We start from the raw sequence: 16316 nt of genomic DNA, 5'->3' as shown, positions 1-16316 counted from the left end.
GGACCGTGACCGTACGCCCCCACTGGCGGAAGTCCTCGTACTCCGAGGGAGGCGACGGCAACACCTGCGTGGAGATCGCTCCGCTGCCCGCCCGCGTGGCCATACGCGACTCGAAGGCGCCATCCCGGGGCACGCTCACCATCCCGATCGGATCTTTCGCCGCCCTCATACAGAGCTTCAAGACGACCACTGTCTGACCGGGCGCACGCTCGGGTGCGATAAATTCATACGCGCGTTCCAAGCGAGGGCATCGCACGTGCACGGGGGAGAAACACGGTGTCGCACAGGCCGGCGGACTGGTACGTACTCGACCTGGACAAGGACCCGACTCCGGGCGATCCGGACCGCATTCGCAAACTCGCCGGTACGCTGCACGACTTCGCCGACGACGTGTCCGACGTCCTGCGCGATCTCAAGGGCATCGCCAAGGAGGAGGAGATCCTCTCCTGGGCGGGCAAGACGGCGGAGGTGTTCGCCGAGGAGTTCGAGGACGCCCCGAAGAAGCTGCGCAAGCTGAAGAAGTCGTACAACCTGGCGGGCGACGCGCTGGCCACCTTCTGGCCCGATCTCCAGGATGCCCAGGACAAGGCCGACAAGGCGCTGCGCGACGGCCGCAAGGCCCGCGAGGAACTCACCACCGCGCAGACCGCACTGACCGGTGCCGAGGACTGGGTGCGCAGGGCGACCGAGAAGACCGACTCGTACGACCCTGCCAAGAACGGCGGCAACGACGTCCCCAAGCCCGACGAGGCCGACGTCCGCCGCGCCACGCGTGACGCCCAGCACGCGAAGGCCCGCCAGGCGGCGGCGGAGCGGAACGTCGAGAGTGCTCAGAGCGCCCTGGACGCGGCCAAGAAGCTCGCCGGTCAGGCGAAGGGGCTGCGCGAGGAGGCCGCACGCCGGACCGTGACCAAGCTCCGGGAGGCCTCCGACGCCGGTATCCCGAACCGGCACTGGTGGGAGGAGATCGGCGACTGGGTCTCCAACCACTGGGACGAGATCGTCACCGTATGCAAGTGGGTCGTGACGATCGTCGGCATCGTCGTGATGATCGTGGGCGGCCCGTTGGGCTGGTTGGTCTTCGCTGCGGCACTCGTCGTGATGGCGGACACGATAAGAAAAGTCATCAAAGGGGAGGCAGGCTGGGGCGATCTCCTATGGGCCGCCTTGGACTGCATACCCGCCACCAAGGGCTTCACCAGCCTCGCCAAGCTCGGCAAGCTGTGGAAGGCGGGCGGCCTGCGGGCCCTGGGCACCGGGTTCATGAAGGGCATCGGTGGAGGGCTGCTCAAGAAAGTCCAGCAGCTGAGGTCGGGAGAAGGCCTACGCGGCATCTACCGCCCGTTCAAGGGTTCTACCCGCCTCTTCGGCGGCACGATTCCCTACCGGGCGCTCACCCCCAAAGCACGGCAATTGGCAAGGGATCTGACCAAAGGGCCCGTTCGCATCTCTCCCAACGAAGTCAACATATCCCATATGTCCGAACTTCAGCAGTTCCACGGAGTGGAGCACGCGGTCGTACAGAACCCATCGGGTCAGATGCGTCTCTTCCAGGGGGACGAGGTAACGACGATCGTCCCGAAGGAACTGCGCGACGAGGGCTACAAGTTCACCGTGCACACGCACCCCGAAGACCGCTTGCCCGGGCCGCCTGACGAGATGGAAGCCGCGCGCGGCATGAAGAACAGTATGAGCCGCGACCTGGACAACAAGAGGACCCCGCATATGGAAGCGGTCATCAGCCGCGACGGGCAAGTCCGGTTCTTCGACAACACCGGCGTTCTGGAATTACCTCCGGGCACTTACCCTCCAGGCGGCCCCATCAGTGAGCGCGGCGGAATCGTCCGAGTCACCGGCCTATGATGACGGAAGAATCGACGCACCGCCCACCTTCCGCTGCGATTCAAGTGACCCTAACCCGGACCGACAGGCGATCAATATGCCAGACGTGAATGAGTGCCAGATCTGTGGTGCTCCGGCTCCACTCATCACGGGACAGTGCGACAGTGTCGCCGGGTACCGCCTGCTGCGGGATCCATGGGCCCCGAAACCGTCCTTCCTCGACGGAAACCTCCACTTCTCCTGCCTGTCGGAGTCCGATCGAAACGGGCTCTTCTTCGACGAGTTCACCCGTATGCTGCGCGCCGGTCACGAAGAGATTGAGAGCCTGGACGGCTCTCTTCCTCCACTCACCAGGATGGGCCTGGGAATGACGGAAATCTTTTCCGGCACCGAATGCTGCGTGTTCCAGAGCGGCGTTGCCGATCGCTGGATGGTGGTGAAACGCAACGGGCCGTGGTTCCGTCTACGCCTGGACGACATTACGGAACTCGCCCGCGGCGCCGATCTCCGATCTTCCTCGGACGTCGTCCCGTACCGTCTTCCGGTCGACCTTGGCAGCGATGTCAGGGAGTTGAGCCTTGCGTCCCTGCTGTCCGTCCTGGGCGTGGCGGATCGCTACGAGCCGGACGTCGTGGAATACGAAGCGGTCGACTACTACCCCCCGAAACTGCTCCTCGAGTACGTGGCGCGCGCACCGTTGCGCCTACCTCGTGAAGCGGTCGCATTCCTCACGGAGTACGTTCAGGATTACACCCCGGTAAGTTACGACGACGAGGCCTGATGTCCACACGTTCCACGCCCCTTGGTGTATCCCTTTCAGTCCCGGAATCGTGGTGGGAGTTCGACATCCGTCCCGAAGGCCGGGAGGCGACGATCCGTGCCTTGGTGGATGAACGTCTCGATGAGACGCCCGAGCTGGCGCCGTACCGCGCCGATCTGACCGCCATGCTGCGGAAGATGGCCAAGGACGCTCACGACTCCGGTGCTCTGTACCTGGGCTGCATGGCCGAGAACTTCGACGGTGTGCCGCTCGCCGCGACCGTCACCATCTCCGTTCTCGGCGCCAAGAACAAGGAGGGAGTCGCCCTGTCCACCGATCCCCGGGCCATCGCCGACAGCCTGCGGACGATCACCGCGCGGCGGGAAGGGGACGCCTGGCGCGAGGTGACGACCGTCGAGATTCCCGAAGTGGGGTCGGCCGCGCGGACGTTCGGCGTGGAGGACGTGCCCGTGGCGCCGGGCGACAGCCGTACCCTTCGTATGGTGCTGACGCAGACGTACATCCCCGTCCCGGGAACCACCGACCAGGTCGTCCTCGTCTCCGGAGCCAGCCCGGTGCTGGATCTCGCCGAGGCGTTCCACGACATCTTCGACGCTGTGACCGGCACGTTCCGTTTCGTCTGACCCGCAGAGAGGACTTCGGGCCATGGGCAAGAGCGACCTCGCACTGCCGTTGACCGAGCTGGAGGACTACGGGCGCCGGCTGCGGTCCCTCAAGACGCGGCTGAACCACACGAAGAAGCTCTTCGAGTCCTACAAGGACGACATCGGCGACGGCAGCGTCAACGACGCCCTCGGCGACTTCGAGTCCAACTGGGAGGACGGCCGCGAGGACATCACCCAGCAGCTCGACGCCCTCGCCAGCATGTCGGACGCCGTGGTCCGCGAGTTCAAGAAGCTCGACGACGATCTCACCAAGAAGGTCAACGACGCCGTGAAGACGGAGGACAAGCGGGGCGGCAAGGGCGGTAAGGGCGGCGACAAGTAGCGGATGGCCAGGGTTCCCGTGCCTCATCTCGTCGGCGAGCCACAGTTGGAGGACGACTTCGCTTCCGGCACGCTCCCCAGCGAGCTGGCCGAGCCCTTGGCCAGGTTCTTGGAAGAAGCCGAACCCGTACTGATCTCACCGGGCACGCTGCCGGATCCGTTCTCCGACTCGGCACGTATGCGGACACGCGTGGGGGTCATGACCGACGGACGCTGGGTCTGGACCCTCGCCTGGTCGGACCACGTCAGACAGCACCGCGTGGCGCCGCCACCGGCCTTCGTCCGGCACGCCGTCTCGCTTCGTTTCTCGGCACCGGAGGTCAGCGTTGAACGAGCACTGGACATCGCACGGGCCGAGAGCATCCCTATCCCCGACTGAGGGCGCCCGGACGTCACGTACGGTCCGGGCCGTCGGGTTCTTCGACGAGCTCTCACCCGGCTGGGGGTTCCCCACCGACGGCACCATCGAAGACGCGGTCAGATCGTCTGCGGACAACGACGAGCGCCGACTCGTCGCCTACCTCCGGCGAGGCTCCGCGATCTGGTCGGAGATGGGCGCGCAGGCCGACGTGCTGGATCCCGAAGGGCCGACCCTGGTGAGCGCCGGCTCGCTCCTCACGGACGGTGTCTGGCTCTGGCGTGACGATCTCGCGTATTACGTGGACAAGTATCACCTGGTCCTGCCTGGAGACTTCGTCAAGCGTGCCAGAGAGCTGGACTACCGACCCCCGGAGGTCCCGGAGAGCAGGCTCGTCGAGATTCTTACGCGGGATCTCGGGATCCCTATGGGCTGAACGGCGCCGCCACGCCCGCTCATCCCACCTCGTTCTCCGCCACCGCCCGGGTCGGCAGGCGGCGCCCGCCGGCCTTTCGGGTCACAGGTGCAGCGTCCCCGCGATGGTGTCCACGATGCTTTCCAGCGGCTCGTCCAGGACCGGTTCCGTCCAGGAGACCAGGAGGGTGATGGCCGCGTCCGTCGTCGCGGGGCGGACGGCGTAGAAGAGGGTGTGGACGACCGGGCGGGGACCGAGGAGGCGTTTCCTCTCCTCGATGATGTTCTGGCGGATGCGGACCGCGTCGCCCCGGGGGAGGCCCACCTCGCGGACGTCGGGTTCGCCGAAGTCCCCCGCCGTCATGTCCTCGGTGAGGAGCGGGAGGGTGACCTCCGGGAACGTGGCGTCCGGGTGGATCGCGTCGAGTTCGAGGACGGCCGCCACCGTCCGGTGGCCGCTGAGGTACCAGCCGAAGGCGCCCAGGGGCTCGCGGGTACGGCTGTCGGCCGCGGCGCGCTTGAGGTTGCGGGCCAGGAGACGGGCGTTGCCCTTCTCGCCGTCGCGTGCGTACCGTTCGACCAGTTCCCCGGCCTGGTGCCGGGCCCAGTAGTCGAGGTCGATCGTCCCCGCGACGGGGAACGGAGGCTCGCGCTCACCCGGCCCGGCCGCGGGGCTCACCCCACCTCGTTCTCCGCCACCGCCTGGCCGTGGACCACCACGTCGCCGCCGTAGAACATGCCGGTGAAGACCGGGGAGTACGTGAGCTGGACCTCGACCTGCACCTGGGCCGCGTCGGCGGTGACGCAGTGGGTCGCGGCGATGTCCGCGCCGGTCATGTCCATCTCGGCGGCGAAGGCCTTGACGCGGGCGTTGCAGTTCTCGTAGTTGATCGGGGCGGGGCCGCCCACGTCGTCGTAGAGGGCCTCGCGGTCGATGTCCTGGGCGGCGTAGCGGGCCGCCTGTTCGGCGATGTCCGCGGCGCGTTCCCGCTTGGAGATGGACATGCCGCCGTCGATGACGAAGGCCGACAGGGAGAGGAAGACCAGCGCGAAGATGATGACCGCGCCGGCTCCCGAGCCGCGGTCGTCCAGCCGGGTGCGCCGGTCCGCGAGCCACTCGCGTACCTGGGATCTCACGCCGTCCTCCGGTACGGGTCCAGCGGGGAACTGAAGGTCGCCGACAGGGTGGTGGGGATGTCCAGGCCGATCGAGGCCAGGCCGCGCACCTCGCAGCTCACCTCGACCGTGAAGAGGGTGTCCGGTTCGAAGCCCGCGCTCTTCTGGACGACCGAGACCGGGCCGGAGCAGACGTCCGCGAGGTTCGCCTCGGCGGCCCTCTTGGCCTCCGCGATCGCCGTACCGTGGTCCTTCTGGATCGAGCCCGCGCGGGCCGCGTCCCTGGCGGCGCCGTCGAGTGCGCCGCGGCCGTCGACCAGCTGGCCGAAGGCCACCAGGACGAGGATGAAGAGGATCATCACGGGGGCCAGGATGACCACCTCGATGGTGGACAGTCCCCGGTCGGCGTCGTCACGACGCGGGCGGCCGTCCATGGGCCGGAAGGGGTTCATCTAGTTGCCCCCCTCCTGGACGAAGCGCTCGACCGGGCCCATCGACTGCGCGTGCACCGTCAGGTCCAGGCCCGGGAAGACCGTGGGGATGCGGGCCGTGATCTCCACCCCGACCGTGTTCTGCTCCGGCTGGAGCGTCTTCACGTCGGGGGACAGGACCAGCTGCGGGCCGAGTTGGCGGATGTAGCTGTCGACCACGTCCTGGGCCTCGCCCCGCCACGCGCCGGGCTGGGCGTCGGCCGTCGCGCGGGCCTTGCGCGCGCCCGCCTGCGCCGCGGCCTGCGCCACGTGGTCGGCGAAGAAGTACAGACCGAACTGCACCGTCGCGAAGATCATGAAGAACAGGACCGGAGTGAGCAGCACGAACTCGATCGCGGTCATGCCGGAGTCGTCGCCGCGGGTGGTCGCGGCCTCCCGCGCGGCATCCACCCTGCGGCGCACCCGTCTGTGTACGCCCCTGAGCACGCCGCGCGCGGCGCCCGGCGTCCTCGTCCCCGTCTGTCCCGTCACGTCGTCCCCGTCAGCGCCGTATGGCCCTAGAGCCGTATAGCCGTGTAGCCCGTGTACGGCCGGTCAGCAGGTCTTGCCCGCGTCCGCGCCCTTGATGCAGTCGCCGACCTTGTTGGCGCCGTCGCTGAGCGCGGCGTTGATGATGGCGGCCACCACACCGACGATCGCGACGACGACCGCGGAGATGATGACCCACTCGACCGCGGAGGCGCCGCGGTCCAGTTCACCGGAGCGGGCGCGGTCCACACGGGCCCGCAGGAAGGTGATCAGGAAGTCGACGGGCACGATGCCCGTGGTGCCGGTGCGGAGGTTCCGTCCGTTCATGGTGCGTTCTGTCCTCTCGTATCAGTTCGGGGAGCGAAGCGGCTCGGAGCTGTAGGCTCGGGGCCGGGGCGGGGGCGGGGAAAGCTGCGTCACACCTGGAACACCCTCATCGCCGCCGGGTAGATCAGGAACACCAGGAACCCGGCGCACAGCAGGAGCTGGGCCACGAGCATCGACTGGGACTTCTCACCCGCGCTGCCCTCGATCTCGGAGAGTTCGCGGTGCCGCATGGTCTCGGCGCGGGAGGCGAGGGACTCGCGGACCTTGGCGCCGTCGTCCGCCACCAGGGCGAGGGATGCGGAGAGGTCCTTGAGCTCCTCGACGCCCAGATCCTCGCCGAGCTGGCCCAGCGCCTGCCACTGGCTGATGCCGGTGATGCGCGCGTCGGCCAGCGCGTTGCGGATGCGGTGGGTGGCCCAGCCGTCCGACACCTCGGCCGCCGACATCAGCGCCTCCGGCAGACCGCGGCCGCCGGCCAGGCTCATGGAGACCAGGTCCAGATAGGCGCCGATCACACGCCGCAGGTCACGGCGCTTCTCTGCGGCGTCCCTGCGGACCTCCAGGTCGGGGAGGAAGAAGAAGACGACCGCGCAGAGCAGGGCCAGCCAGACCGGGACGATCGGGCTGTCGTTGAAGCCCAGCGTCCAGACGATCGCGAACAGCAACGGTCCGAAGAACAGCCCGCCCGCGGCCAGCAGCGCCTTCGTCGCCAGGAACTTCTCCCAGCTGCGGTCCAGTACCGCCAGGTCCGCGCGCAGCGAGCGCTGCTCCCAGCCCTGCTGGAGGTACAGCTCGGCGACCCGTGCGCCGACCTGGGCCCGCAGCGAACCGAGACGGCTGGTGTCCTTCGCCGCGCGGGACGACTCGTACGCCGCTCCGCGCGCCCGCATCGCGTCGATCCGGGCGACCTGCTGGATCGGGCTGCGCCTGCTCGGCATCAGGGCGCGGACCAGGGCGTAGACGCCCAGGCCGATGACGGCGCCCACCAGGACCGGCATGGTCAGGTTCATCGTCGTACCCCCTCGTCCCCAGACGCCGGCGACGGCTGCGCCGGTTGCGGCAGGCGCTGCACGGGCTGCCCCGGCTGGCCGGCGGGGCCCGGCTGGCCCGGCGTGCGGGGGCGCACGAACTGGACGTCGGCGCCGTCCCGGACCAGGAAGCGTTCCGGAGTCTCGATGGTCGACAGCTTGCGCAGCCACCAGAAGCCCAGCGCGAACAGCCCGCACACACAGGCCAGGACGAGCTGCCCGACGGGTGAGCCGTACGGCTCGACGAAGTCCCGGTTGAAGATGGACAGGCCGAGGACGAACAGGACCGACACCGCCACCACGATCTGCACGGACCGGCGGGTCGAGGCGCGCTGCGCCATCACGCGCTGGCGCATGTCGACCTCCTCGCGGGCCGACTTGGCCAGCGCGCCGAGGACCTGCCGCAGACCCGGGCCGCGCAGCCGCGCGTTGAGGATCAGCGCCGCGACGATGATGTCGGCGGACGCGTCGTCGATCTCGTCGGCGAGGTACTGGAGCGCGTCGGGCAGCGGGGTGCGCGAGCGCAGCCGGTCGACCAGGGCGTCCAGGTGGGGCCGCAGGACCGGCGCGGCGGCACGGGCCGAGGCCGGGATGGCCTGCTCCAGGCCGACCGCGCCCGCGATGGTGTCGCGCAGCGACTCCGTCCAGGAGGCGAGGGCCTCGACCCGCTTCATGGCGGCGCGCTCCTCGGAGGCACCGCCGAAAAGGCGGTCCCAGAAGAAGACGAGGACACCGGCCGCGATGCCGAGCACCGCCCAGCGGGTCAGGAGCAGGACGGCGAGGCCGACGAGGGCCGCTGCGGAGCCGCGCCGGCCCGCCCAGCGGATCAGCTCGTTGACGCGCTCGCTGGCCTGCCGCTTCTCGTGCTCGGGCTTGGCGGGCAGTCCGCGCACCGCGACCAGGAAGAGGGCGAGGCCGCCGCCGACGGCGACACCGCAGCCGAGCGCGTACAGGACGGTGGTCGAGAACAGTCCGCCCATGGAGCCGAGCGAGTCCAGTGCCGCGAGTGTGGTCATCCGCATCTTCCCCGTCACCCCCACGTTCCGTTGGGCCGGTAGCCGTAGGCGATGAGATCCTCCAGGCAGGCGATGGGGGCGTGCGGCACGACCTGGCCGTCGGGCGTCTCGGCGAACACCTCGCTGGACAGCACCCGGCCGTCGACGCCGTTGACCTCGCGGACCGAGGTGACCACACGCTGGAGGCGGCCGCCGCTGTGGAAGTCGTTGCGCCGCTGGACGAAGACGACGAAGTTGACGGCACCGGCCACCAGCATCTGGCTGGCCTCGATCGGCAGCCGCTCGGTCGCCTGGAGGGCGTACGTGGAGATGCGGTTGAAGACCTCGTGCGAGCTGTTGGCGTGGATCGTGGAGAGCGAGCCGTCGTTGCCCTGCGACATCGCGTTCAGCATGGTGACGATCTCGTCGCCGAGCACCTCACCGACGATGACGCGGGAGGGGTTCATACGCAGGGAACGGCGGACCAGTTCCGCCATGCTGATGGCGCCCTGCCCCTCGGAGTTGGGCAGCCGCTCCTCGAACGCCACGACGTTGGGATGGAGTTCGGGGAAGGTGTCGAGGCCCAGCTCCAGCGCGCGCTCCACCGTGATGAGCCGCTCGTGCGGCGGGATCTCGTTGGCGAGGGCGCGCAGCAGCGTCGTCTTTCCGGCGTTGGTGGCGCCCGCGATCATGATGTTCTTGCGGGCCCGGACCGCGCAGGCCAGGAAGTGGCCCAGCTCGGGAGTGAGGGTGCCGTTGCCGACCAGGTCGGAGATGAAGACCTTGCCCAGGCGGGCGCGGCGGATGGAGAGCGCCGGGCGCCGGGCGACGTCCATGACCGCCGACAGTCGCGAACCGTCCGGCAGCCTGAGGTCGAGCTGCGGGTTGGCGGAGTCGAAGGGGCGGGAGGACAGGCCCGAGTAGGCGCCGAGGATCTGGATCAGCTCGATGAGTTCCTCGTCGGTCTCGGCGACCGGCTCGCCGCGCGTCTCGCGTCCGTCGGAGTAGCCGACGAAGACGTGGTCGCAGCCGTTGATGTCGATGTTCTCGACCTCGGGGTCGTCGAGCAGCGGCTGCAGCCGCCCGACGCCGAAGAGCGCGGCGTGCACGGCGGCCGCGTACGCCTCCTCCGTCTCCGCGTCCAGCGGCGTACGCCCGGCGTTGATCTCGGCGCGGGCGTACTCCTCGAGTATCTGCGCGATGACGGCGCGGGCGTAGTGCCGCTCGTCCTCGGTGGACATCGGCGTGACGCCGGCGACCTGGTCCTGGCGGCGCTGCTCGGAGATGCGGTCGCCGGCGTCCTGCCGGAACCGCTTGACCAACGAGTGGTCGACAGCGGTCATCGGCCGGCCCCCGCGTGGCCGGACATGCCGGTGCCGGCGGGACCGGTGGGACCTGCCGCGCCCGGACCGGAGTGACCGGCGTGACCGGCGGGGCCGGTGGGCATCGACCAGGCGGCGCCGAACTGCTGGTACAGGTCCGAGGTGACCTTGCGGGCCGAGCGGATGAGCAGCGACTTCTCCAGCCGCCCGCGCCTGCGGCCGGCCAACTGGTCTGCACCGGCCGGGTCGTCGGCGATCGTGCCGACCACGCGGGCGCCGGTCTGGGCGTGCACCAGCATGTCGTTGACCTGGCCGGAGAGCTTGGCGGCGCTGTTGGTGTCGGCGACCAGGACCACGCCGATCAGCGGCATGCCGAGACTCGCGGTACCGCGCGCTCCGCCGTGCAGCTTGTTGGACAGGGCGGCGGCACGGTCGCGTACCCGGGCGATGGCCTCCGGCTCGGTGCGGGAGATCAGCAGCACCAGGGCGGCGTGCGGGAAGAGTTCGGTGGCCGGGGAGTCCCCGCTGACGCGGCCGCAGTCGGCGATGACGTCGGCGGGCGCGTTCGGGGAGTCGGCGAGGGAGGCGAAGGCCCGGCCGAGGGTGGGCCACAGGCCGGCGAGTCCGGCGGCCTGCTCGGAGATGCCGAGTCCGACGAGGACCTCGAGGCCGCCGCTGAGCGGCTGCACGTGGTCCCAGAGCTGGTCGGGCACGAGACCGCGGCGCGCGGTGGCGGCGATCGACAGCATGCCGGTGTTCGGGTTCAGCGGACCGCCGTGCGCGGCGGCCGACCGGTACACCAGGTCGCCGCCCGCCGGGTCGGTCTCGGCGAGCAGGACACGGCGCGGCCAGACCGCCGCGAGGGCGACGGCCGCGGTGGTGACGCCGGGGGAACCCTTGTCGGCGGCGAGGGCGATGAGGGCCATGGCTTCTTCGGTCGCCTTCTAGTTGCCGGGGATCAGGACGACGGCGACCTCGCCGGCGGACGCGGCCTGCGTCAGTGCCGCGGCGTCGTCCGCGTCGACGGTCAGCGTGACGGGCAGGTTGGTGCTGGCGAGGCTGTCGCCGGAGGACCCGTCGGCGGCCACGACCACCGCGCGCTCGACCAGCAACGAGTTGGAGGCACCGGCCGAGCCGGAGGCGCCGCCCTGGTCGCCGCTGCCGGAGGACTTGTTGCCGACGCGGTAGACGGCCACGTTGTCGCCCGAGTCCAGGCCCTTCGGGTACTGGCCCTCCTTGAGGGAGACGCCGACCGTGACCTTGCCCTCCTCCATGGCGGTCTTGTCGGCGAACATCTCGCCGACGACCACCGTGCCCTTGTAGAGGGTGGACTTGGCCTGGAGCTTCATCAGGCCCGCACGCTGGGACCAGGCCACGAAGTTGGCACCGGAGTCGTCGTTCACCATGACGGACTTGATGTTGTCGTCGGTGATGGACTCACCGGCCTTGATGTCGGCCGTCAGCTGGATGGCCTCCACCCGGTCCCCGGCCCGCAGCACCAGCATCGTCGCGCCCAGCGCGCCCACCAGGATCAGCAGCACCGCCAGCGCGGCCAGCGCCGGCTTGCGCTCGCGAGGAGGGCTGGGAAGCCGGTCACCGACCGACGGCTGAGCCGGAGCCGCGGAACGTCCCGCGCCCGCCCCCGTACGCTCCTGGATCTTCACGCAACCGCTCCCCGTACAACCAAGAAAATTGTCTGCCACGTACCCACTCGGACGCCGATCGCCCAAGTACGCAGAACCATCTGCGATTTCGGACACTTCGCCCGTGACCGCCCGACCGTTGGCGTCCCGGGGCATCCCCTGACGCACCCGCCCGACCTGGGCGAATAACCAGCAGTAAGGCGAGTGTCAAGCCATCGCACCGTATCAGCCGCTCATAAGCCCCTCAAGGCATGCCCACCCACTGCCCACCCGGCCCGCCCACCGTTACTCATCTGCAACTTCGCACCTGCGCAAGGCCGTTGAGCACGGCCCGCCGAGCGGGCCCTCCCACTGTGCTCGCGCTAATCCAGGGCGACCAGTCCCGGCCACCGTCCGCGTGCTGTTCGTCACGGAGCGCCCATGGGTCCTGCACGATTCACTCACGAGGGACCCGACGGCCCGTGCCATGATCTTCGCTCGGATCGGTGACGGGGCGAGCACGGAGGAGTACGGGGGGACACAGATGAGTCTGCTTCCGGTGAGCGGGGCGGCGTTGCTGTCCGACGCCCGGGTACGGGATGCCGCGCGGGACCTCGGCACCCGGTACGGCGTCGACTACACCGACGACGCGGCCGTGACGGAACTGCTGACGGAACGCCGCAAGGCCCTGGAGGCGGAGCAGCGCCGGCCGGCCGCCTGGCTGGGTCTGCTGGCGCTGATGGCAGGCATGTTCCTGCCGTTCGGCATCCCCGCGTCCCCGGCGCTGGACGCGCACCTGTTCGCCGTACTGGGTGCCGCGGGCGCCCTGACGGTCGTCGGCGCGGCCCTGGTCGTGCACGCGCGGTCCCGTTGGAAGCACGCGCTGCGGACCGGCCCCCTCGACGGCTACCGCGAGGTCCTCGGCATCGCCCGCGCCCACGGCATCCCGCTGGCGCACATACCGCCGTGGCTGGAGGGCCGGACGACGAGCGGGGGCGGGAAGGGCGCGGCACCGATCCCGACGTACCCGCCGGTGGGACCGGCGCCGGTGGCCCCTTCGGAGGCCGCGACGGCGTCACCGGCCTCGGCCGCCGCGTCCGTACCCGTTCCTGTACCTGCACCTGTACCGCCGAAGCCCTGGGCCGTCTCGTACTACGAGCAGACGGCGGACGCGGGCGGCTGGCACGACGAGACGGGCTGCCTCCTGGTCCTCGCCGGCGCGGGCGGCGTGACCTGGGCCGCCACCGTGGGCACCGCGGTCGGGTACGCGGCCCTCCTCCTCGTTCCCGTGGCCGTCTGGGTGTGGCTGGCGGGCCGTCGCCAGGGCCGCGAGAAGGAGGAGTCGCGCGAGGAGGCCCGGCAGTACGTCAAGGCGCTGGAGGCGGCGCAGGCAGCGGGCGCACACATCCCGGAGCTGTCCCCGCAGCTGCGCCGGCTGGTCGAAGGCGACTGACCCCTCTCTCCCCCGCACCACCACCCGCCCACGGAGCAACGGAGCACCCGTGAACCGCCCCACATCCCCAGCCCTCGCCGCCCTGTCCTGCAGCCTGAGGAGAGCCGGCTGACAGGACACGCCTACCGCTGCCGTGCGGCGCGGCTCTTCCCCTTGCCCTTCCTGCGCAGCTTCCGCAGTCGTTCACGCTCCCGCGCACGGCGCTGTTCGAGGACGGCACGGCGCCGACGGTGGGTGAGCCATCCCCCGGCGGCCACGCAACCGACGTACACGAGGAGCGCGGGGCCGGTGCCGGGGACGTACGCACAACCCGTCTCGTACGACCGGCAGTTCTTGCCCTGGAGTCCGCTGTAGAGAAAGAGCACCGGTGCGACGGCAGCCATCCAGCACGCGCCGCGGGCCGCCCCGCACAGAACCCGGGAAGCGTGCCCCGAGCCGTTCACGCCGGGGCCCTCGAGCTTCCCCGACACGGCCCCGCCCCACCCGAGGAGCGTGACCAGCCCAAGGACGCCCCCGACACCCCAGGACCCCCCGGGCAGGTCGTACAGCACGGGCGCACTCTCGCGGGCGGCCCACCTCGACCCTCCGAACACGCCGACGAGCACCGCGGCTCCGGCCACGACGAACAGCACGAGCCCAACGCCGTCCCGCACCCGGAACCGGCGGTCACGATCCTTCGCCGCCTCGACCATGTCCCGCTCAGGCACCGCCGTACGCCCGGTCCCACCGGCTCTGCCGCACGGGCAGTCCCAGCGAACCCCCGGCGCACAGCAGGCTGAACACCAGCCACCGCACCACGTCGGATCTGGCCGCGGTCCTGGCCCCGGATATGACGTCAGCCACGTGACTCCTCGCCCCTCTCTGGCCCCTCGCGTGTCCAGGGCACCGTAGCGATTCCTGAAGCAGTTCACTCTGGCGAAACCGGGAAGCACGCAGATACCGTCAGTAGCCTTGACCGCACTTCTGTCTCACGGGGAGTTCACTGTGAAGCGCCGCTCTTTGCCCGTTGCTGCCGCGCTCGCCGCCTCAGCAGCCTTGCTGCTCACGGCCTGCGGGGGCGGGGACGACAAGTCCAGCGACAACGACAAGATCGCGGGAGCCGACCAGGGCTCTAAGACCCCGGAGCAGTCGGCGGAAGCCTCGGGAGCACCGGCGGAGGACAAGCCGGACGGCGTGGACCTGTCCCTCCCGAAGGACATGAACCTCGTCTTCGACTGGGACAAGCCGAAGGACAAGAACGAGGCGGCCGCGATGGACGACGCGGCGAACTACCTGCGTGCCATCTACCGGGGCGTCGACAAGCGCACGACCAAGGACGCCTCCTTGGCCGCCTACGCCACCGGGGACGGGCTGAAGTACGCGCGCACGCAGATCGACGCCCGGCTCGAAGGCGACTGGACGTCGACCGGCACCCGCCGCCACTACCAGGCCACCACTCGGTCCGCGCCCAACGGCAACTCAGTGGAGGTCGCGTTCTGCGTGGACTCGAGCAAGTTCTACTCCAAAGAGGTCAAGACCGGGAAAGTCCTGAAGGGCGCGCCCAGCATCGCGGACTTCGATTACTTCAAGATCATCATGGCCAAGTACCCGACGGGGTACGGGATGTGGCAGGCGTCCAAGGTGTTCGTCGAGACGAAGGCGGCGAAATGTCAGTGACAACGTCGCGGCGCACGGCTCTCATCACCGGCGTGGCTGCCCTGACGTTAGCCCTGGGCACCTCCCTCGCGGATCCCGCGTACGCGGGAGAGCAGCCGAGCAACGGCCAGGGCGCCAACACCGAACAGTCCGGCGGCGGCGACAAGACCGGCATCTACGCCGCCGCACGCATCACGTACTCCGGTTCCGTCGCGCCGAACGGCGGGACCGGGAACGTGACGTCCGCCGACGTCAACTGGACTCCCCCACCCTGCTGGTACGCCCCCTACCTCGGCGCCAAGGACTTCAAGAAGAAGATGTCCGCCGACATCAAGGAGGCCGCGAGCGCACCCGGCATGACGGGGACCCCGGCCGCGGCGATCGGCCAGACGAAGGCACACTACGAGGACGAGTACGGCTGGACGGACACCCCCGGCTACAAGGACTACAACGTCGCCAAGGACGGCGAGGGCATGTTCTGGGCCGGCGTGGAGAACCCCAACGAGCCGGACTACCTCAAGCGCAACTCCTGCACCGACCTCCCCTTCTGGGTGGACAACGGCGAGGCCCCGCCTCCCCAGTACGAAGAGGCCATCACCCCGGAGATACTCGCCGCCCTCGCGTACCAGCACATGGAACTGCCCGGCACAAAGGTCACCCTCGCCCCCGCCGGGACAACGAAGGTGAACCTGCCGACCTGGGCGTGGCTCGACAAGGCAGACTTCCACGAGGTCCAGGCCACGGCGGCCATCGACGCCCCCGGCTTCGCCCTCACGGCCACGACCACCGCCAAGCCGGTGTCGCTCAAGCTGGAGCCGGGCACCCCGGACGCCGAGACGTACCCTGCGTCCGGCGAGTGCACGATCAACGGCGACGGTTCCATCGGCGAGCCCTACGCCAAGGGCAAGGCCGACCGGACGCCGCCCTGCGGCATCAAGTACCTCCGCTCCTCGGGAGACGGCACGTTCGACCTCCAGGCCACCATCACCTGGGAGATCGCCTGGACCGGCACCGGCGGCGCGGGCGGCGACCTGCCCGACGGCACCTTCGAGAACGCCCAGGCGGTCACGGTCCAGGAGATCCAGTCGGTCAACCGATGAGCCGGGGTACGCTCGGGCACGGGTGCTCATCAAGAGAGGAAGAAGGGGAAGAGTCAGTTGTCCTTTCTGCGTTTCGCGAGCGATGAGGTCCTTGGCATGGCGAGCACGCTGGAGACCAGCGGCGGCCAGATGAAGTCTGCCTCCAAAGAGATGAAGCACGCCGACTCCAAACAGATCGGACACGGCGGTCTCGAGTCCGCCTGTGACGACTTCGCGGACTCCTGGGATTACGGCTTCGGTCAGCTGTCCAAGCTGACCAAAGGCGTTTCCAAATTCGCCAAGAAGTCCTCGGAGGAGTTCACCAAGCTCGACCAGAAACTGTACGACGAGCTGAAGAAGAAGCAGCGCGAAGGCAAGAAGTAGCCTGATACGCCCTCC

Annotated in this window: 23 protein-coding genes; 11 read left to right on the top strand and 12 right to left on the bottom strand. The window is 69.5% G+C overall.

Features of this window, described 5'->3' with window-relative positions:
• Positions 1-5 precede the first annotated feature (5 nt).
• The 7 genes from ACZ6IM_RS23980 (at position 6) to ACZ6IM_RS23950 (ending at position 4403) form a co-directional block, all read left to right on the top strand.
• Positions 6-197 (top strand): DUF397 domain-containing protein, encoded by a 192-nt coding sequence (locus ACZ6IM_RS23980; RefSeq protein WP_469558886.1) that lies wholly within the window; start codon positions 6-8, stop codon positions 195-197.
• Between the two features lie 193 nt (positions 198-390).
• Positions 391-1863 carry a putative T7SS-secreted protein gene (locus ACZ6IM_RS23975; protein ID WP_469558883.1) on the top strand — a complete coding sequence of 491 codons (1473 nt, stop codon included), beginning with the start codon at positions 391-393 and terminating at the stop codon, positions 1861-1863.
• A complete protein-coding gene (locus tag ACZ6IM_RS23970) occupies positions 1826-2623 on the top strand; it encodes a hypothetical protein (protein ID WP_469558880.1) in 798 nt (265 codons plus the stop codon). Before ACZ6IM_RS23975 ends, ACZ6IM_RS23970 begins: the two co-directional genes overlap by 38 nt.
• The gene (locus ACZ6IM_RS23965; RefSeq protein ID WP_052839440.1) at positions 2623-3246 is read left to right on the top strand and encodes a hypothetical protein; all 624 of its coding nucleotides are present in this window, start codon (positions 2623-2625) and stop codon (positions 3244-3246) included. Before ACZ6IM_RS23970 ends, ACZ6IM_RS23965 begins: the two co-directional genes overlap by 1 nt.
• A 22-nt stretch (positions 3247-3268) precedes the next feature.
• A complete protein-coding gene (locus ACZ6IM_RS23960; RefSeq protein ID WP_052839439.1) occupies positions 3269-3610 on the top strand; it encodes a thiamine pyrophosphate-dependent enzyme in 342 nt (113 codons plus the stop codon).
• A 3-nt stretch (positions 3611-3613) separates the two neighbouring features.
• The gene (locus tag ACZ6IM_RS23955) at positions 3614-3988 is read left to right on the top strand and encodes a hypothetical protein (protein ID WP_052839438.1); all 375 of its coding nucleotides are present in this window, start codon (positions 3614-3616) and stop codon (positions 3986-3988) included.
• Positions 3936-4403, top strand: coding sequence for a hypothetical protein (locus ACZ6IM_RS23950; RefSeq protein WP_052839437.1), 468 nt, complete (start codon positions 3936-3938; stop codon positions 4401-4403). Before ACZ6IM_RS23955 ends, ACZ6IM_RS23950 begins: the two co-directional genes overlap by 53 nt.
• Positions 4404-4484: 81 nt before the next feature.
• On the opposite strand, the gene ACZ6IM_RS23945 is transcribed toward ACZ6IM_RS23950, so the two are convergent.
• From ACZ6IM_RS23945 to ACZ6IM_RS23900, 10 genes are all read right to left on the bottom strand, one after another.
• Entirely contained in the window at positions 4485-5060 is a 576-nt protein-coding gene (locus ACZ6IM_RS23945) for a hypothetical protein (RefSeq protein ID WP_052839436.1), read from the bottom strand.
• Positions 5057-5518 (bottom strand): TadE/TadG family type IV pilus assembly protein, encoded by a 462-nt coding sequence (locus ACZ6IM_RS23940; protein ID WP_052839435.1) that lies wholly within the window; start codon positions 5516-5518, stop codon positions 5057-5059. The genes ACZ6IM_RS23945 and ACZ6IM_RS23940 overlap by 4 nt, the downstream gene beginning before the upstream one ends.
• Positions 5515-5949, bottom strand: a complete 435-nt coding sequence (locus tag ACZ6IM_RS23935) for a TadE/TadG family type IV pilus assembly protein (protein WP_052839434.1) — start codon at positions 5947-5949, stop codon at positions 5515-5517. The genes ACZ6IM_RS23940 and ACZ6IM_RS23935 overlap by 4 nt, the downstream gene beginning before the upstream one ends.
• Positions 5950-6330: a TadE family protein gene (locus ACZ6IM_RS23930; protein WP_469559138.1), complete on the bottom strand. Its 381-nt coding sequence runs from the start codon at positions 6328-6330 to the stop codon at positions 5950-5952. It abuts the gene before it with no gap.
• Between the two features lie 192 nt (positions 6331-6522).
• The gene (locus ACZ6IM_RS23925) at positions 6523-6783 is read right to left on the bottom strand and encodes a hypothetical protein (protein ID WP_030145342.1); all 261 of its coding nucleotides are present in this window, start codon (positions 6781-6783) and stop codon (positions 6523-6525) included.
• 89 nt (positions 6784-6872) lie between these two features.
• Positions 6873-7793, bottom strand: a complete 921-nt coding sequence (locus tag ACZ6IM_RS23920; RefSeq protein WP_052839432.1) for a type II secretion system F family protein — start codon at positions 7791-7793, stop codon at positions 6873-6875.
• Positions 7790-8791 carry a type II secretion system F family protein gene (locus ACZ6IM_RS23915; RefSeq protein WP_052839591.1) on the bottom strand — a complete coding sequence of 334 codons (1002 nt, stop codon included), beginning with the start codon at positions 8789-8791 and terminating at the stop codon, positions 7790-7792. The genes ACZ6IM_RS23920 and ACZ6IM_RS23915 overlap by 4 nt, the downstream gene beginning before the upstream one ends.
• Before the next feature lie 50 nt (positions 8792-8841).
• A complete protein-coding gene (locus tag ACZ6IM_RS23910; protein WP_052839431.1) occupies positions 8842-10149 on the bottom strand; it encodes a CpaF family protein in 1308 nt (435 codons plus the stop codon).
• The gene (locus ACZ6IM_RS23905; protein WP_052839430.1) at positions 10146-11054 is read right to left on the bottom strand and encodes a hypothetical protein; all 909 of its coding nucleotides are present in this window, start codon (positions 11052-11054) and stop codon (positions 10146-10148) included. The genes ACZ6IM_RS23910 and ACZ6IM_RS23905 overlap by 4 nt, the downstream gene beginning before the upstream one ends.
• Before the next feature lie 18 nt (positions 11055-11072).
• On the bottom strand, positions 11073-11792 hold the full coding sequence (locus tag ACZ6IM_RS23900; RefSeq protein ID WP_052839429.1) for a hypothetical protein: 720 nt from the start codon (positions 11790-11792) through the stop codon (positions 11073-11075).
• 502 nt (positions 11793-12294) lie between these two features.
• Between ACZ6IM_RS23900 and ACZ6IM_RS23895 the strand changes: the two genes are divergently transcribed.
• Positions 12295-13203: a hypothetical protein gene (locus ACZ6IM_RS23895; RefSeq protein WP_469558869.1), complete on the top strand. Its 909-nt coding sequence runs from the start codon at positions 12295-12297 to the stop codon at positions 13201-13203.
• 122 nt (positions 13204-13325) lie between these two features.
• On the opposite strand, the gene ACZ6IM_RS23890 is transcribed toward ACZ6IM_RS23895, so the two are convergent.
• Positions 13326-13910 (bottom strand): hypothetical protein, encoded by a 585-nt coding sequence (locus ACZ6IM_RS23890; protein ID WP_469558867.1) that lies wholly within the window; start codon positions 13908-13910, stop codon positions 13326-13328.
• Entirely contained in the window at positions 13903-14046 is a 144-nt protein-coding gene (locus tag ACZ6IM_RS23885) for a hypothetical protein (protein ID WP_469558864.1), read from the bottom strand. The genes ACZ6IM_RS23890 and ACZ6IM_RS23885 overlap by 8 nt, the downstream gene beginning before the upstream one ends.
• Before the next feature lie 141 nt (positions 14047-14187).
• Between ACZ6IM_RS23885 and ACZ6IM_RS23880 the strand changes: the two genes are divergently transcribed.
• Genes ACZ6IM_RS23880 through ACZ6IM_RS23870 form a run of 3 tightly spaced genes read left to right on the top strand, consistent with a single transcriptional unit; the run spans position 14188 to position 16301 of the window.
• Entirely contained in the window at positions 14188-14859 is a 672-nt protein-coding gene (locus tag ACZ6IM_RS23880; RefSeq protein ID WP_469558861.1) for a hypothetical protein, read from the top strand.
• Positions 14850-15938: a hypothetical protein gene (locus ACZ6IM_RS23875; RefSeq protein ID WP_469558859.1), complete on the top strand. Its 1089-nt coding sequence runs from the start codon at positions 14850-14852 to the stop codon at positions 15936-15938. The genes ACZ6IM_RS23880 and ACZ6IM_RS23875 overlap by 10 nt, the downstream gene beginning before the upstream one ends.
• 57 nt (positions 15939-15995) lie before the next feature.
• Positions 15996-16301: a hypothetical protein gene (locus ACZ6IM_RS23870; RefSeq protein ID WP_052839426.1), complete on the top strand. Its 306-nt coding sequence runs from the start codon at positions 15996-15998 to the stop codon at positions 16299-16301.
• Positions 16302-16316: the final 15 nt, after the last annotated feature.

The organism is Streptomyces sp. NPDC042336 (assembly GCF_055581985.1).
This window is presented reverse-complemented; position numbering and strand designations above follow the sequence as displayed.

Excerpts from the sequence above, each read along its gene's own strand:
- ACZ6IM_RS23920 (WP_052839432.1), bottom strand. The coding sequence starts at position 7,793 with ATGAACCTGACCATGCCGGTCCTGGTGGGCGCCGTCATCGGCCTGGGC.
- ACZ6IM_RS23960 (WP_052839439.1), top strand. The coding sequence starts at position 3,269 with ATGGGCAAGAGCGACCTCGCACTGCCGTTGACCGAGCTGGAGGACTAC.
- ACZ6IM_RS23965 (WP_052839440.1), top strand. The coding sequence starts at position 2,623 with ATGTCCACACGTTCCACGCCCCTTGGTGTATCCCTTTCAGTCCCGGAA.
- ACZ6IM_RS23930 (WP_469559138.1), bottom strand. The coding sequence starts at position 6,330 with ATGACCGCGATCGAGTTCGTGCTGCTCACTCCGGTCCTGTTCTTCATG.
- ACZ6IM_RS23915 (WP_052839591.1), bottom strand. The coding sequence starts at position 8,791 with ATGGGCGGACTGTTCTCGACCACCGTCCTGTACGCGCTCGGCTGCGGT.
- ACZ6IM_RS23905 (WP_052839430.1), bottom strand. The coding sequence starts at position 11,054 with ATGGCCCTCATCGCCCTCGCCGCCGACAAGGGTTCCCCCGGCGTCACC.
- ACZ6IM_RS23910 (WP_052839431.1), bottom strand. The coding sequence starts at position 10,149 with ATGACCGCTGTCGACCACTCGTTGGTCAAGCGGTTCCGGCAGGACGCC.
- ACZ6IM_RS23875 (WP_469558859.1), top strand. The coding sequence starts at position 14,850 with ATGTCAGTGACAACGTCGCGGCGCACGGCTCTCATCACCGGCGTGGCT.
- ACZ6IM_RS23935 (WP_052839434.1), bottom strand. The coding sequence starts at position 5,949 with ATGAACCCCTTCCGGCCCATGGACGGCCGCCCGCGTCGTGACGACGCC.
- ACZ6IM_RS23955 (WP_052839438.1), top strand. The coding sequence starts at position 3,614 with ATGGCCAGGGTTCCCGTGCCTCATCTCGTCGGCGAGCCACAGTTGGAG.
- ACZ6IM_RS23925 (WP_030145342.1), bottom strand. The coding sequence starts at position 6,783 with ATGAACGGACGGAACCTCCGCACCGGCACCACGGGCATCGTGCCCGTC.
- ACZ6IM_RS23895 (WP_469558869.1), top strand. The coding sequence starts at position 12,295 with ATGAGTCTGCTTCCGGTGAGCGGGGCGGCGTTGCTGTCCGACGCCCGG.